Consider the following 15,243-nt stretch of genomic DNA (forward strand, 5'->3'; position numbering starts at 1 on the left):
GCTGAAGTCTACACCTTTGACTTCTTTGACAGCGTCTACCATGGATACACGGCGCCATTTTGGTGTCAGATCCACTTCCTGGCCTTGATACTGGATGCGTGTTGTACCCAGCACTTCCTGAGCAATATGGGCAACCATGCTCTCGGTCAGATCCATGATATCCTCGTAGTCCGCATAGGCTTCGTACAATTCGATCATGGTAAATTCCGGATTATGACGAGTCGATGTACCTTCGTTACGGTAGGCACGGCCGATCTCGTATACTTTCTCCAGACCACCAACGATGAGGCGCTTGAGGTGCAGTTCCAGGGCGATACGCATGTACAGTTCCATATCCAGCGCATTATGATGCGTGATGAACGGCTTGGCAGCCGCGCCGCCGGCAATCGCATGCAGCGTTGGTGTCTCGACTTCGAGGTAACCGAGGGAATCGAGATAACGGCGCATCGATTGGATAATGCGGGAACGGGTGATAAATGTTTTCTGTACTTCCGGGTTCACGATTAGATCGACATAGCGCTGGCGGTAACGCAGCTCTACATCTTTCATGCCATGATATTTATCCGGCAGCGGCAGCAGGGATTTGGTCAGTACTTCCAGATCTTTGACCTTAATGGAAGTCTCCCCTGTTTTGGTTTTGAAGACGGTACCGGTAATACCGACGATATCTCCAAGATCAAGAATGGTGAATGCTTCGTATTTGGCTTCAGGCACGGTGTCTTTGCGTACATAGATCTGGATACGGCCGCTCAGGTCCTGAATATGTGCAAAGCTTGCTTTACCCATGCCACGCTTGGTCATGATACGACCTGCCAGACTTACCGTTACTTCTTTTTCTTCAAGCTCTTCCTTGGTCATCGTCTCGTAGGTGTGCAGCAGATCTGCCGCATTGGATGTACGTACGAACTTTTTACCAAATGGGTCGATGCCCAGTCCGCGCAGTTCATCCAGTTTATCACGACGTACCTGCAGCAGTTCATTCAGTTCACTCTCACTTATGTTTTCCTGTTCTTGACCAGGATTCAATGTTTCATCAGACATCGCTGGGTCTCAACTCCTTTAAGGTAATAACTTGCCGGCTTCTGTCATGCCGATGGGATGCAGAAATATGATAAGCAGCCGTATTCAGTCAAAAAGCCATATAATTATAGTGTACTTGATTTGGGCCCAATCTGAAATCTCTAAAAACGACATTACTGCTGTTTTGGCGAAAATATGGCTTATTTCAAGAAAAAAGCTCCCCTAGGGAAGCTTTTTTTGCAAAACGGTAAGTATACATCCTTACTACAGTGTACCGGAAAGGTGTTCTTCGCCGGTCAGCTAAGTATATGCATACAATCTTATCTTTTGATTTCCAGGATTTTGTATTGGATGACACCAGCAGGTACGTTTACATCCACTACTGTACCTCTTTGTTTGCCCAGGATTGCTTTACCTACCGGGCTTTCATTGGAAATCTTGTTCTGGGAAGGATCGGATTCGGCCGTACCCACGATTGTGTATTCCATCGTGTCACCAAACTCCAAATCTTCAACGATAACGGTTGCACCAATGCTTACCGCATCTGTATCAATCTCATCACTGTTAATAATGCGGGCGTTGCGCAGCATTTTCTCCAGTGTAATAACACGTCCTTCAATGAAGGCCTGTTCGTTTTTGGCATCTTCGTACTCAGAGTTCTCACTGATATCACCGTATCCAATGGCAACTTTGATACGTTCCGCTACCTCACGTCTTTTGACGGACTTGAGGTTTTCCAATTCATCTTCCAGCTTCTTTAGACCGTCCTGTGTTAAAATGAATTCTTTATCGCTCATCTCAACCAATTCTCCTGTCATGTGAATAATTTTCAAAAATTCGCTTTGGGGTCTCCCAGCATGATAATAGCCAGTGATTCAGAAGCAGCGAAGACTCATGCAAGATTATCAAAACGATAGTGACGCAGGGAAATTCCCCAGAGGGTATATGATATCTAATCATTGACTCAGGCAAATTTATACTGCAAAAGTATATGGGAATGAATGTGAAATGTCAACCAAAAGGCCCGACTGGCTTTGGAATAGCAAAAACAGCAAAAAAACCGAAGCGGCTCTGCAGAAAGCACTTCGGTTTTTTACTATATATATGACCTAAAAAAGTTATGGATCAGCTGTGATGAGCCAATGGATGAATCAGACGGTTGCCGGTGCAGCACACTGCACCTGTACAAAAGGAACAGCTTCATGGTCAGCGGCGGATGCCACATGCTGTGGCAGATTCTCCAGAAAATCATACAAAATACGTACCATTTCGTCGCGTCTGGTTTCTTCCATAATGGAATTTTTGATTGTGGCGGAGCCTTTGAGTCCTTTGAGGTACCAGGACAGATGCTTCCGCATCTCTCTGACGGCTACCACTTCACCCTTCAGGGCAATCAGACGATCCATATGCAGGATCGCGATACGAATCTTCTCTTCGGCCGTCGGATCTGGAGGCAGCTCGCCTGTTTTGAGATACTCTACCGTACGATACAGCATCCATGGATTGCCGAGCGCGCCGCGGCCAATCATAACGCCATCGCAGCCTGTTGTGTCCAGCATGCGCTTGGCGTCTTCCGGGGTAACCACGTCGCCGTTGCCGATAACGGGAATGGCGACGGATTCTTTGGCTTGCTTGATATAAGACCAGTCTGCCTGGCCAGTGTAGAGCTGCTCCCGCGTACGACCATGAACACTGATCGCTTTGCCGCCTGCCGCTTCGACAGCTCTGGCATTATCCACTACATAGATATGATCATGATCCCAGCCGATACGCATTTTGACGGTAACCGGCTTGCTCACGTTAGCCACGACTGCAGCGACCATCTCGTTGATCTTGTTAGGGTCAAGCAGCCAGCGGGCACCGGCATCGATTTTGTTGATTTTGGGTGCAGGGCAGCCCATATTGATATCGATAATATCCGCATTGGTGTCCTGGTCAACTACTTTGGCTGCTTCGACCAGAGAGGCACGGTCACCACCAAAAATTTGCAGGCTCATCGGTTTTTCGCGCTCGTCGACGAACAGCATTTCATGAGTACGCTTGTTGCCGCTCAAAATTGCTTTGTCGCTGACCATCTCAGCGCAGACCAATCCTGTACCGAACTCCTTGGCGATCAGACGGAATGCCGGATTACAAACGCCGGCCATCGGGGCGAGAACAACCCGATTTTTCATTTCAATATCACCGATTTTTAACATCCGATGATTCACTCCTTTATGACTGCAGCCTCTGCTTATAGTAATAAGGAAGCGACAGCTTATGCATTTGTTGTGTGATTCCATGGAGAATGATTCCCGGAACTGAGATGCCCGGACGGACTGTATACGACAGCGGTGCAGGGCCGCAATTTATTTCAATTTTGAATTAAAGGACAGTGGGCAGGCGCTGACATAACGAACATCCTGCTGCTGATCGGCGACCTGTATGAGTGACTTTTCGACAAGGGAAAACAGTTCCGGTGTCTCTTTCGTGACAATCTCCTGCAGTGGCACGAGTACAAAAGCACGTTCATGCATACGCGGGTGCGGCAGATCCAGTGTCTCGGAATGCAGATGCAGATGATCCATCCACAGCAGATCAAGATCCACGGTACGTGGTCCCCAGCGAATATCGCGAATACGGCCGAGCTGGTTCTCAATACTGAGCAGTGCCGCCAGCAAGTCATGTGGACGCTTGGTCGTATGCAGCCTGAGTGCCATATTCAGAAAAGAAGGCTGATCGACATAGCCAACAGGGACAGTCTCATAAAATCCCGAGCAGCGAATGACCGAAATATCGGACTGATCATCCAGCTTCTGTATCGCCTCGGTCAATGTCTGCTCCCGGTTACCCAGATTGGCGCCTAAAGCAATATAAGCCTCTGAATATTCAGAGGGGACGGATGAGTTCATCACAACCTACGCTCACTTTCGTGTACGCCGCAATTCAACGGTAACGCCCTGAAAATGAATATCAAAAGGCGGATGCGGCTTGGTGACTCTAACGGTCAATGCATGTACCCCAGTATAAGCTTCCAATAGAGTGGATGCAATACATTCTGCAAGAGCTTCAATCAACTTGAAGGATTTGGTTTCGACGACGGCTTTGACACGCTCATGGATCTCTGCATAATTAATCGTCGTCTCCAGATTGTCGGTTCTGCCGGCTTCGGACAGATCCATCTCCAGTTCCAGATCCACATAGAAGCGCTGACCGAGCTTGCGTTCTTCTTCAAACACACCGTGATAACCGTAATATTCCATTCGGTTGATGATCATCTTATCCATTAACTTTTCTCCTCCTGTCGGTTATTGGCGCTCCCGATCGATCTGCTGGCCTGCAGCATTGCATCACACATGACGGCCATCCGTTTGTTGGGCTGCACATCATGTACACGAATAATCTGGCAGCCCTGGGCAATGCCAAATGCTGTGGTAGCAGTAGTACCTTCCACTACATCATCTGCAGGCAGGTCTAGCACCGTGCGTATAAATCGTTTGCGTGAAGTGCCCAGCAGCATAGGGTAGCCCAGTTCTGCCAGCTCATCCAGCCGGCTCATCAGCTCTAGATTATGATCCGCATTTTTGGCAAAACCGATTCCTGGATCCAAAATGATATTGCCCGGCTGAATACCAGAATCCAGTGCCAGTGTAATCTGCCGCAGCAGATCGGTCTTTACATCCGCAACCAGCTCGGTATAATCCATGTCATGCCGGTTATGCATCAGAATGTACGGGCAGTTAACTGCGGCGGCTACAGCAAACATTGCCGGATCCGCCATGCCTCCCCATACGTCATTAATAATATGGGCGCCTGCTGCGAGGGACTGTCTGGCAACTTCTGCCTTGTACGTATCAATGGAGAGCGGAAGATGCGGAAGATGCTGCCGGAGCGCTTCGATCACTGGTATGACTCTTGCGAGTTCTTCTTCCTCCGAGACCGGAGCATGCCCTGGACGGGTAGATTCTCCACCAATATCAATAATATCCGCTCCCTCTTCCATCATACGGTGTGCCTGCTGTACAGCACGCTCCACCGACGTATAACTGCCTCCATCCGAAAAGGAATCGGGAGTGACATTTAAAATACCCATTATTAATGTAGAGCGGCCCAGCTCCAGTATCGCCGGACCGCATGTATACTGCCGTGTGTACTGTACAGGCTGTCTCAAAAGCGGTATGCCTCCTTTTCATAAGCTGCATATAAAAGGGCAGTCATCCTGCCTATCTGTTCGGTCTGGACGCTGGAAAAGTGATCTTCCTCCAGCAAGCGGGTCACAGGAACAATCTCCTGAATAGAGTTGGTCAGAAAAATCTCGTCGGCTGCAAGCAGTCGGTCCCAGTTGTATAATCCTTGTTCGACCGGCAAACCGATATGTTCGGCCAGCTCCATTACGAGTGCCCGGGTAATGCCCGGCAGAATGCCTGTTTCCAGTGAAGGCGTATGCAAACGACCTCCCTGGACAAAAAATACATTGCTCACGATCCCTTCGGCAATATCTCCCCCGGCAGTAAGCATCAATCCTTCTACACTTGTGGCTGGCTGATCGCCATACTGCTGCAGCTCCTGCTTGCCCAGAATGCTGTTCATATAATGCAGTGACTTCAGGCGAACGCTGCCCTCAGGGGTATTGCGGATAGTGTGCAGACGGCGCAGCGACTTGCTTCGATCGGATAAATACTTCTTCACACTTTCCAGTTCGGCTGCCGGGCTGATCGCTACTTGATCCGGTTCGTTACTGCTTCGTCTGCGTGGAGAAGCACCAGGCAGGGCTTTGGCATAAATAACAATAGTCGGCTGCTCATACGCACCGGAAGGTAGACCCAAAATATCGATGCCGGCAGACAGGGTGTAGCGGATATACGCATCTGCCAGATCATTCGCCTGCATCAGGGCATGAATCTGCTGCCGGATCAGCTTCTCGTCAGCCTGCCAGCGGATATGAAGCGAATCGCAGCCGGACTGCAGCCTTTCCAGATGACGATCCAGCAAAAAAGGTTGTCCATTATAGGTACGGAACGTCTCGAACAGACCCATTCCATACAAGAAGCCGTGATCCATGACGGAGACCACGGCTTGATCTGTAGGTGTGATGACACCATTTATACTGACGTACTTCATCATACAGTAGCTTTGTCCACTTTACGGCTCAGGAAGTTACGCAGAATGGTATGTCCATGATCCGTGACGATGGATTCCGGGTGGAATTGAACGCCCTCGATCGCATATTCTTTATGACGTAGCCCCATAATCTCACCTTCAGCAGTCTCTGCCGTAATTTCCAGGCAATCCGGCAGACTGCTGCGTTCCACGATCAGGGAATGATAACGGGTCGCGGTAAACGGCGACGGCAGGTTCTCAAATACCGAACTGCTCTGATGCAGAATCGGAGACGTCTTGCCATGCATGAGACGCTCCGCCCGAATGACATTACCGCCAAATGCCTGTCCAATCGCCTGATGGCCCAGACATACACCAAAGATCGGAATCTCGCCCTTGAACTGCTGAATTACGTCGATGGTAATGCCGGCTTCTGTTGGCGTGCATGGTCCCGGAGACAGCAGAATATGATCCGGTGCCAGCTCGCGGATGCCCTCCATATCAATCTCATCATTGCGGCGTACGATGACCTCTTCGCCCAGCTCTCCAAGGTATTGTACCAGGTTATACGTAAAAGAATCGTAGTTATCAATTACAAGAATCATCAGTATTCCTCCCTTTTCTGCAGAGCCGCATCATATTGTTCGCTCAAGAGTACGGCTCTGGCTAACGCTCTCGATTTGTTAAAGCATTCCCTGTATTCACGGTAAGGATCGGAATCGATAACTACACCGGCTCCAGCTTGCATATAGACGGTATTTTCCTTGATGGTTAATGTTCTGATAATAATATTTAATTCCATATTGCCATTATAGTCAATCCAGCCCATCGAACCGGTGTAGGCACCGCGGCGGGTCTGCTCCAGTTCCTCGATGATTTCCATCGTACGGATCTTGGGAGCTCCAGTAATGGTTCCTCCGGGGAAAACGGCGGCAATCACATCATAGACGTCCCGGTCTTCCGCCAGCTTCGCTTCTACGCCGGATACCAGATGCATCACGTGGGAATAACGTTCGATCGTCATCAGCTCCGGTACGCGCACAGTCCCGTAGCGGGCGATGCGTCCCAGATCATTGCGCTGCAGATCGACCAGCATAATATGCTCGGCACGTTCTTTTTCATTGTCCGTGAGCTCGGCTTCCATCGCCAGGTCTTCCTGCTCGGTCATGCCGCGGCGCCGTGTACCGGCAATCGGCCGGGCAGCGACATCATCTCCAATCACCGAAACGAGCAGTTCCGGCGAGGCGGAGACCAGCTGGAAGCCAGGCAGCCGCAGCAACCCCATATACGGCGAAGGATTGGTAACCCGCAGCCATTCATAAATGGACTCCGGCGCAGTGGAAATCTGCCGTTGACTGCGGAGAGATAGATTCACCTGAAACACGTCACCCTGGCGAATATAGTCCTGCACGGCTCGTACGGCCTGTTCAAACTGCGGCTGCTGAAATTCCGTCGTAAACTGATCATGGTCTGCCCGTGAATCGGTAGCAGACAGCGGGTGATTCATCAGAAAATGCTGACGGTGCTGTAACGAGTGCGGCTGCTCCATGGTCGATACCTGCTGCAGCGCATTCCACTGTTCCAGCATCCGGTCCGTCTGATGTGCTGCCTGATGGTAGGCTTGCCTTATCCATTCCGGTGCGGATGTATCGGTGTCTTGGCTATTGCTTGGCTGCGGAGCGCCCTGTTCTTCGTCGATCCCGGTATGGGTACAGCAGTAGAGCATGTTCGTATGATGATCGATGACCCAGACCTGGTTGAATTGCATCCAGACATAATCAGGCAGATCCAAATCATTCTGCAGCCGATTTGGCAGCTTCTCCAGCGAGCGGGCGACATCATAGCTGAGGAATCCTACACAGCCTCCGGTAAAAGGCGGCAAGTCTGCCATCCGCGGCGCCCGGTGCGCAGACATCCACTGCCGCAGCACTTCCAGCGGCCTGCCATTCTGAGCAGTAACCGATACTGGTTGAATAGGCGGTCCCGCATGTGCTGCGGTTGTTGTATAATTCTGAACCTCTGCCTGATCGTCCTGTCCGCTTAATATGGACACCGGCTGCAGACCAAGGTAGGTGTACCGACCGTTTTTCCCATTTTCCAGTAAAAAGGAATGCGGATACTGCTCGGTCCACAAGGATTCCCAGCTGTCCGGCAGCAGCTGGCTCTCCAGCGGAATTTCCATTATATAAGGCAGTTGGTTGTACCCTTGCTCCAGCCATTGCTGCCAATCCTGTAATGATATACATACTCTGGTCAATCTGCTTCCCCCAACCTGATCATCTGTAGTTTGTCGTTAGTATACTAAAGCGGTCGGCAATTGAGAAGGTCTGCGGTGAAATACGTCTATATGTTTAAACCATAGCCCTGTAACGCGGCCCTATCCTATACCAGATAAGCAAAACGCCCCTGCTTCTCCATCCGTGGACAGAGAAAACCAGAGGCGCGGAATCAGCCGCATCACGGCCAATTAATATTAATTAAGCTTCGAAGTTGTACAGCGGTGTGCTCAGGTAACGTTCACCGTTACTTGGAATGATGACTACGATGCGTTTGTCTTTACCGAGCTGCTTGGCGACTTTGAGTGCAGCGTGTACGGCCGCACCGGAAGAAATGCCGGACAGCACGCCCTCTTCCTTGGCTACACGACGAGCCATTTCAAAAGCTTCATCATTTTCTACATGAATGATCTCATCATAGATGTCCTGATTCAGAATCTCGGGTACAAAGTTGGCACCGATACCCTGAATTTTGTGAGGGCCCGGTTGTCCGCCTGCCAGAATTGGAGAAGCAGCCGGTTCCACCGCGTAGATCTTCACGCCAGGGAAATGGCTTTTCAGTACTTCGCCTGCTCCTGTAATTGTACCGCCTGTTCCGATCCCTGCAATAAAGGCATCCAGCGTTCCGCCAATGGATTCGATCGCTTCCACGATCTCGGGACCGGTCGTCTCACGGTGCACTTTGAGGTTGGCTTTGTTGCGGAACTGGTCAGCGATAAAGTAATCCGGATTCTCGCTCAGAATGCTTTCCGCCTTTTTGACCGCTCCATTCATACCTTCCGATCCCGGAGTCAGCACCAGCTCGGCTCCGTAAGCACGCAGCAGATTGCGGCGTTCCATACTCATCGTCTCCGGCATCACAATGACGCATTTGTAGCCTTTGGCTGCTGCAACCATCGCCAGACCGATACCGGTGTTACCGCTTGTCGCTTCAACGATCGTTCCACCCGGCTTAAGTACGCCCTGCTTTTCCGCTTCTTCCACGATACTGAGCGCGATCCGGTCCTTGACGCTGGAACCCGGGTTCTGGTACTCAAGCTTCAGGTAAATCTCTGCGCTATCTTCCGATACGAGACGGTTCAGACGGACGAGCGGAGTGCCCCCAATCAATTCTGTCACGTTATTTACGACTTTTGCCATGCTGTTGCCCTCCTTCAAATAATGGAACGCAGCTGCCGGCAAATGGACTGAATCCATGTGCCAATAGCCTGCGTTAATCCGAGTAAAATAGTGGGTTTTAGTATGGTTTAATATTATCAATCTGTTGGGACAATGTCAATGTTCCCGACTTATAATTCTAAGGTGCGGCAGATAAAATATATGCTTTATATTTGCTGCGCAGCCTGTGCTCAATATCGGTCAGCGGCTCTGCCTGTTCCAGCGCTACCTTGCGTCTGGCGGTCTCCCGACTGATCTGCAGCTTGGAGGAAGATGGTATGCGAATATCCCGGACCTGCACGACCGCATAATGACCGGTGCTGAGCGCTATAGGACCCATGATATCTCCCGCCTGCATCTGCTGAATGACCTTGATCACTTCAGGCGGCTGAAAGGGATCATCTCCATCGATCCAGCCCAGTGCTCCTCCTCTATCCGAAGAAAAGGAATCGACGGACATCTCTTCGGCCACTGCCGTGAAATCCTCGCCATTCTCAATGCGCTGAACTGCCTCTTCCGCAGCCTGCTCCGTAGCAGTCTCAATCCATGCCAGATCGTATTGGTGCTGGGCGGTCTCCTGCTCATGCTGCTCTAGATAACTGTCTACTTGCGCATCGCTCACTTCAATCCGCTCTGTCGCTATCTTTTCCAACTGGATCTGATATTTGGATTCCTCCTGCAGGTCTTGCGATGTCAGGCCGAACTGGGTCTGCATTTCCTTGTAAAAGGCCTGCGGTGAAGCATACCCGCTCATCCGCTCTGCCAGATCATCACGAATCTCCACATCACTGACGGCAATATGGCGCGCATCCGCTTCCAGCTGTACGACCCGCCGGTTCAGCATCTGCGTCAGCGTCTCCTGCCCATACCGTTTCTTCAGTTCACTTACCCATTCTTGTTCACTGATAGATTCATTGCCCACCACTGCCACATCCGAATTGTTCCCAGAATGCTGAACTGCCCGGATGACCCAAAAGGCTCCGAGCAGCATAATGATGACTATGAATAAGACCATGACGGCTGTCCATACTGGTGATTTACCTTTCGTCATATGTCTTAGTATCCCTTAATTTCTGGCTTCAGCCAGAATGCGTTCCAGGTCCTGACGATCAAACTGGTATTTCTCATTGCAAAAATGGCATACCACTTCTGCCTGTCCGTCTTCTTCGATCAGCTGCACCAGTTCATGCTCACCCAGACTCACCAGGGTCTGTTCGACACGCTCACGGGAACAGGAGCAATTGAATGTGATATCCATGCTGTCCATAACTTCCATATCCGGCAAAATGCGGCCCAGCAGTTCTTCCAGCTCCAGACCTTCATTGAGCAACGAAGTGACAGGAGGCAGAGTACCCAGACCTTTCTCCAGCTGGTCGATCTCAGCATCGGTCAGACCCGGAAGCAGCTGAATAATAAATCCGCCGGATACGATAACGGAATTGTCCGTATCCACCAGCACGCCTACACCGACTGCGGACGGTGTCTGTTCGGAAGTGGCGAAATAGTAGGTAAAGTCTTCACCGAGCTCTCCCGATACGATCGGCACACTGCCGCGATAAGGGTCTTTGAGCCCCAGATCCTTGATCACATAAATAAAGCCTTCGGTTCCAACGGCTCCGGCTACGTCCAGTTTGCCCATCGCGTTGCTTGGCAGATGAACATGCGGGTTATCGACATAACCGCGCACTTCTCCCTTGGCGTTGGCGTCTGCCACGATTTGTCCGAGCGGTCCATTCCCTTTGACCTGAAGAGTAAGCTTTTCTTCACCTTTCAGCATGGCGCCCATCATGGCTGCGGCAGTAAGGGTACGTCCCATCGCTGCTGTCGCTGTCGGCCATGTATCGTGGCGCTGACGCAATTCCTCTACCAGATGAGTAGAGCGAATGGCAAACGCACGTACTTTGCCTCCCATAGCTATTCCACGGATCAGACGATCCGGTTGTGTATTTCCATTATGCTGTTCCATATATAAATGAACTCCTCTCGTTCTGCCTGCTTGATCATGATGTCTTTCAAAGGACATACAGTCTATTATAGGGCACATTGCGACTGAATTCGATAGCTGCTGTGCAAAAATGCGTATATTACCTATCATAAGTATCTGGCTGTCAGATGCCTCAAACTATATCTATTCTAATTAGACGCGATATCCACGTCAAAAGTTTTGTCGATGTCAGGAATACCTGTTATTCTCCGCTGCGTGGTGCAGAGCGGGCAGAACCGGTATTTCGTTCATAAATCAGGCGAAGCCCTTCCAGCGTCAGCATCGGATTGACCTCAATCATCGTCTCAGTCTCTGTAGCGATCAATTCTGCCAGACCACCTGTCGCGATGACTCTGGCCGATACACCCATCTCCGCCCGGATTCTTTTGACAATGCCGTCTACCTGACCGGCATAACCGAAAATGATCCCCGACTGCATGGCATGAATCGTATTACGTCCGATAACTTTCCGCGGCTTCTCCAGTTCAATATTGGGCAGTTTGGAGGCGCGCTGATACAACGCCTCCGTGGAAATGCCAATTCCCGGCACAATTGCACCGCCGAGATAACTGCCCTGCTCATCTATACAATCAAATGTAGTCGCTGTTCCAAAATCCACCACAATCACCGGACTCCCGTACAGGGAGATCGCAGCGACCGCATTCACAATCCGGTCGGCTCCCACCTCACGCGGATTCTCGTAACGCAGATTTAGACCGGTACGTATGCCCGGTCCAATAATCATCGGTGTATGATGCAGATATTTCTCGCACATCTCCTCCAGGGTATGCATAATCGGCGGCACCACGGAGGAGATGATAATTCCTTCAATGCCAGCAATGGAGACATCGGACATTTGAAATAAATGATGAATCGTCACTCCGTATTCATCCGGCGTCGCCTGGCGATTGGTACTGATACGAAAATGATGCAGCAGCTTCTCACCTTTGTATACGCCAAACACAATATTCGTATTCCCAATATCAATCACCAATACCAATGCATGTCACTCCTTCTTTTTGTTTCCCAGATCAAGACTGATATCCAGATTATCAAAAGAATAGGTCAGTCGTCCAACCGATATAATATCAATGCCTGTCTCGGCGATCCCCCGGATCGTCGTAAGCGATACATTACCCGAAGCTTCAATACGAACATGCGGGCTGTGCTGGCGAATCAGAGCGACCGCTTCGTGCATAAGCCCATGATTCATATTATCCAGCATGATGATATCTGCACCACTTTGCAGCGCTTCGGTGACCTGCTCCAGCGTCTCGGTCTCCACTTCGATCGTCATCGTATGTGGAATTTGTGCCCGGGCAGCCTGGACAGCAGGCCGAATTCCACCGGCAGCCTTGATATGATTATCCTTGATCATCACTGCGTCGTACAGACCGAATCGGTGATTGCTTCCGCCGCCGACACGCACGGCATACTTTTCCAGCATCCGGTGGCCGGGTGTTGTCTTGCGCGTATCCACCAGTTTGACCGGCAGACCGTCAATTTGTTCCACGTACTGGCGGGTGCGCGTTGCGATGCCCGACATGCGCTGCAGCAGATTGAGAGCCAATCGCTCACCGGTTAAAAGGGAATGGCTGCTTCCTTCTACCCTGGCGATAATATCACCCTGTGCAAGAAACTGTCCTTCTGTGGCAACAGCCGTAAACTGCAGGGACGGATCGACCGTATGGAATACATGCTCGGCGACAGGCAGTCCGGCCAGAATGCCATCCTGCTTGGCATGAATAACAGCCTGGCTCTGATGACCTGCCGGAACGGTAGCAGCTGTTGTAATATCTCCCGAACCTACATCTTCCTGCAGCCACAGCTTGATCCAATTCGTAAGATTCTCCTGATATCCGTTAAACATCATCAATATTCTCCTCCATTAGCCCGTGCGTAATATGCTGTAAAGTATGTTTTTGCCAATCCCGGTCATTGCGCTCCGGGAAATCTTCCCGGTAATGCCCGCCGCGACTTTCCTGACGATACAGTGCCGCCTGCAGAATCAGTGCCGCACATGTCTTCATGTTATGAATCTCCAGCTGCTCCCGGGTACAAAGATCCCGTTGCGGCAGCTCAGGCAGCCGGCTGAGCCGTAATAACCCTTCCTGCAGTAAATGATGGCTGCGGCGTATGCCTGCATAACGGGTCATGATCTGCTGCAGCTGCAGACGCAGCTGAGTGTCCTCGGCTACGAGCAGAAGACTGGGTTTCGAGAGGTTTGTGAATTTATTTACATTTTCCCGGTCGCCAAATGAGCGGCTTGCCGACTGCAGCTGTCCAGACCGATTCGCTCTAGTCTGCAGCGAGTTCGATTGTTCTGTGCCTTTGATCAATGGATTGTGTTCTTCATCCGTTGTAGGTGCAGATACCCGATTGGAGACTTCATTCGAAATCACTGCTATTTCGCTATTATCGGTAAAGTGATCCGTCGACTCTCTCTCTGCTAATCCTCCCTGCCAGGACGGATCGAGAATGCGTTCAACGATTCGTTTGCCAAATACAATCGCTTCGGACAAGGAATTGCTCGCCAACCGGTTCGCACCATGAATACCGGTAGACGATACTTCACCACAGGCGAATAATCGCGGGATACTGCTCTCCCCATGTTCATCCGTACGAATACCGCCCATCATATAGTGGGCTGCTGGAGCAACCGGAATCCAGTCTGCAGCAAGATCAAGCCCATACTTCATACAGGTCTCATAAATGGTCGGAAAGCGCTGCTTCAGCTTCTCCCGTGTCTCGTGAGTAATATCCAGATAAGCGAACGAACTATCCTCCCGCTCCATCTCGCTGATGATAGCCCTTGCCACAATATCCCGAGGAGCCAGGTCACGCAGCGGATGATAACGCTCCATAAAGGCTTCTCCCTGACGATTCCGCAGAATCGCACCTTCTCCTCTTACCGCTTCCGAGATCAGAAAACGTGGCGCACCGGGATAACAGAGCGCTGTCGGATGGAACTGGATAAATTCCATATCGCGCAGCACCGCTCCGGCCCGGTAAGCCATGGCAATCCCGTCGCCGGTCGCTACTTCCGGGTTGGTCGTATGCTCGTACAGCTGGCCACTGCCGCCTGTACATAGTATAGTCGCTTCCGCCTGCACGTAGATACAGCTGCCATCCGGACGCTGCACGATCGCACCGGTGCACTGCTTTTCCACCTGCACCAGATCTACGGTAAAATGGTGATCCCAAACTGTAATACGATCATGTTCTGCTGCCTGACGGGACAGCGCCCTGACAATCTCATAGCCGGTCGAATCCCCATTCGCATGCAAAATACGGCGGTGGCTATGGGCGCCCTCTCGTGTAAGCTCCAGCTCTCCATCTGCCGTATCAAAGGCTGTACCCAGCCGGATCAGCTCATGCACGCCTACCGGTCCTTCCTGGACCAGTACCTCTACAGCAGTCGGAGAACAGAGACCAGCGCCGGCGAGCAGTGTATCCTGCCGATGATAGGCAGGTGAGTCCTCCTCGCTGATCACAGCAGCAATTCCACCCTGGGCATAACGTGTATTGCTTTCCAGCAATGCGTTCTTTGTGATTAATAGCACGTTCTTATGTTCACTTGCGAGGATAGCTGCATACAAACCAGCTATTCCTGAGCCAATAATCAGCACATCGGTCGTATAACACGGAAGCTGCTTCCACCGTTGCACCTCATCATCCGGATGATTATATTGTGCATTCATCCCATACGCCTGCCTTTCCATTCGC

The 15,243-nt window shown here is 50.9% G+C and carries 15 protein-coding genes (1 of these 15 only partly in view); all 15 read right to left on the reverse strand.

Annotated elements, in window-relative coordinates; genetic code table 11:
* Positions 1–1,041, reverse strand: the 5' portion of a protein-coding gene (lysS, locus tag M1D61_RS21655) for a lysine--tRNA ligase (protein WP_458120564.1). Its footprint begins 495 nt before the window's first position; 1,041 of the gene's 1,536 nt are visible here — the first part of the coding sequence; it begins with the start codon at positions 1,039–1,041; the stop codon falls past the left edge of the window.
* A gap of 299 nt (positions 1,042–1,340) precedes the next feature.
* Positions 1,341–1,817: a transcription elongation factor GreA gene (gene greA, locus M1D61_RS21660; RefSeq protein ID WP_458120565.1), complete on the reverse strand. Its 477-nt coding sequence runs from the start codon at positions 1,815–1,817 to the stop codon at positions 1,341–1,343.
* A 354-nt stretch (positions 1,818–2,171) separates the two neighbouring features.
* Positions 2,172–3,218 (reverse strand): tRNA dihydrouridine synthase DusB, encoded by a 1,047-nt coding sequence (dusB, locus tag M1D61_RS21665; RefSeq protein ID WP_458120566.1) that lies wholly within the window; start codon positions 3,216–3,218, stop codon positions 2,172–2,174.
* A gap of 150 nt (positions 3,219–3,368) precedes the next feature.
* Positions 3,369–3,911: a 2-amino-4-hydroxy-6-hydroxymethyldihydropteridine diphosphokinase gene (gene folK / locus M1D61_RS21670; protein WP_458122584.1), complete on the reverse strand. Its 543-nt coding sequence runs from the start codon at positions 3,909–3,911 to the stop codon at positions 3,369–3,371.
* 12 nt (positions 3,912–3,923) lie between these two features.
* Positions 3,924–4,286 (reverse strand): dihydroneopterin aldolase, encoded by a 363-nt coding sequence (gene folB / locus M1D61_RS21675; protein ID WP_046216541.1) that lies wholly within the window; start codon positions 4,284–4,286, stop codon positions 3,924–3,926.
* Complete coding sequence (folP, locus tag M1D61_RS21680) at positions 4,286–5,170, reverse strand: dihydropteroate synthase (protein ID WP_458120567.1); 885 nt, start codon at positions 5,168–5,170, stop codon at positions 4,286–4,288. Before folP ends, folB begins: the two co-directional genes overlap by 1 nt.
* On the reverse strand, positions 5,167–6,120 hold the full coding sequence (locus M1D61_RS21685) for an aminotransferase class IV (protein ID WP_458122585.1): 954 nt from the start codon (positions 6,118–6,120) through the stop codon (positions 5,167–5,169). The genes folP and M1D61_RS21685 overlap by 4 nt, the downstream gene beginning before the upstream one ends.
* On the reverse strand, positions 6,120–6,704 hold the full coding sequence (gene pabA / locus M1D61_RS21690; RefSeq protein WP_046216543.1) for an aminodeoxychorismate/anthranilate synthase component II: 585 nt from the start codon (positions 6,702–6,704) through the stop codon (positions 6,120–6,122). Before pabA ends, M1D61_RS21685 begins: the two co-directional genes overlap by 1 nt.
* A complete protein-coding gene (locus M1D61_RS21695; protein WP_458120568.1) occupies positions 6,704–8,356 on the reverse strand; it encodes an anthranilate synthase component I family protein in 1,653 nt (550 codons plus the stop codon). Before M1D61_RS21695 ends, pabA begins: the two co-directional genes overlap by 1 nt.
* Positions 8,357–8,576: 220 nt before the next feature.
* Positions 8,577–9,515 carry a cysteine synthase A gene (cysK, locus tag M1D61_RS21700; RefSeq protein ID WP_458120569.1) on the reverse strand — a complete coding sequence of 313 codons (939 nt, stop codon included), beginning with the start codon at positions 9,513–9,515 and terminating at the stop codon, positions 8,577–8,579.
* 157 nt (positions 9,516–9,672) lie between these two features.
* The gene (locus M1D61_RS21705) at positions 9,673–10,584 is read right to left on the reverse strand and encodes a peptidylprolyl isomerase (protein WP_458120570.1); all 912 of its coding nucleotides are present in this window, start codon (positions 10,582–10,584) and stop codon (positions 9,673–9,675) included.
* A 15-nt stretch (positions 10,585–10,599) separates the two neighbouring features.
* Entirely contained in the window at positions 10,600–11,499 is a 900-nt protein-coding gene (gene hslO / locus M1D61_RS21710) for an Hsp33 family molecular chaperone HslO (RefSeq protein WP_046216547.1), read from the reverse strand.
* Between the two features lie 220 nt (positions 11,500–11,719).
* Positions 11,720–12,517 (reverse strand): type III pantothenate kinase, encoded by a 798-nt coding sequence (locus M1D61_RS21715; RefSeq protein WP_046216548.1) that lies wholly within the window; start codon positions 12,515–12,517, stop codon positions 11,720–11,722.
* Between the two features lie 6 nt (positions 12,518–12,523).
* Positions 12,524–13,390 carry a carboxylating nicotinate-nucleotide diphosphorylase gene (nadC, locus tag M1D61_RS21720; protein ID WP_458120571.1) on the reverse strand — a complete coding sequence of 289 codons (867 nt, stop codon included), beginning with the start codon at positions 13,388–13,390 and terminating at the stop codon, positions 12,524–12,526.
* Entirely contained in the window at positions 13,380–15,218 is a 1,839-nt protein-coding gene (gene nadB, locus M1D61_RS21725) for an L-aspartate oxidase (protein WP_458120572.1), read from the reverse strand. The genes nadC and nadB overlap by 11 nt, the downstream gene beginning before the upstream one ends.
* Positions 15,219–15,243: the final 25 nt, after the last annotated feature.

It is taken from the genome of Paenibacillus sp. Z6-24 (genome assembly GCF_054161335.1).

Bases quoted from the DNA above. Each gene is read 5' to 3' on its own strand.
- folK (WP_458122584.1), bottom strand. From the start codon at position 3,911: ATGAACTCATCCGTCCCCTCTGAATATTCAGAGGCTTATATTGCTTTA.
- M1D61_RS21705 (WP_458120570.1), bottom strand. From the start codon at position 10,584: ATGACGAAAGGTAAATCACCAGTATGGACAGCCGTCATGGTCTTATTC.
- folB (WP_046216541.1), bottom strand. From the start codon at position 4,286: ATGGATAAGATGATCATCAACCGAATGGAATATTACGGTTATCACGGT.
- greA (WP_458120565.1), bottom strand. From the start codon at position 1,817: ATGAGCGATAAAGAATTCATTTTAACACAGGACGGTCTAAAGAAGCTG.
- pabA (WP_046216543.1), bottom strand. From the start codon at position 6,704: ATGATTCTTGTAATTGATAACTACGATTCTTTTACGTATAACCTGGTA.
- dusB (WP_458120566.1), bottom strand. From the start codon at position 3,218: ATGTTAAAAATCGGTGATATTGAAATGAAAAATCGGGTTGTTCTCGCC.
- cysK (WP_458120569.1), bottom strand. From the start codon at position 9,515: ATGGCAAAAGTCGTAAATAACGTGACAGAATTGATTGGGGGCACTCCG.
- nadC (WP_458120571.1), bottom strand. From the start codon at position 13,390: ATGATGTTTAACGGATATCAGGAGAATCTTACGAATTGGATCAAGCTG.
- M1D61_RS21685 (WP_458122585.1), bottom strand. From the start codon at position 6,120: ATGAAGTACGTCAGTATAAATGGTGTCATCACACCTACAGATCAAGCC.
- nadB (WP_458120572.1), bottom strand. From the start codon at position 15,218: ATGAATGCACAATATAATCATCCGGATGATGAGGTGCAACGGTGGAAG.
- hslO (WP_046216547.1), bottom strand. From the start codon at position 11,499: ATGGAACAGCATAATGGAAATACACAACCGGATCGTCTGATCCGTGGA.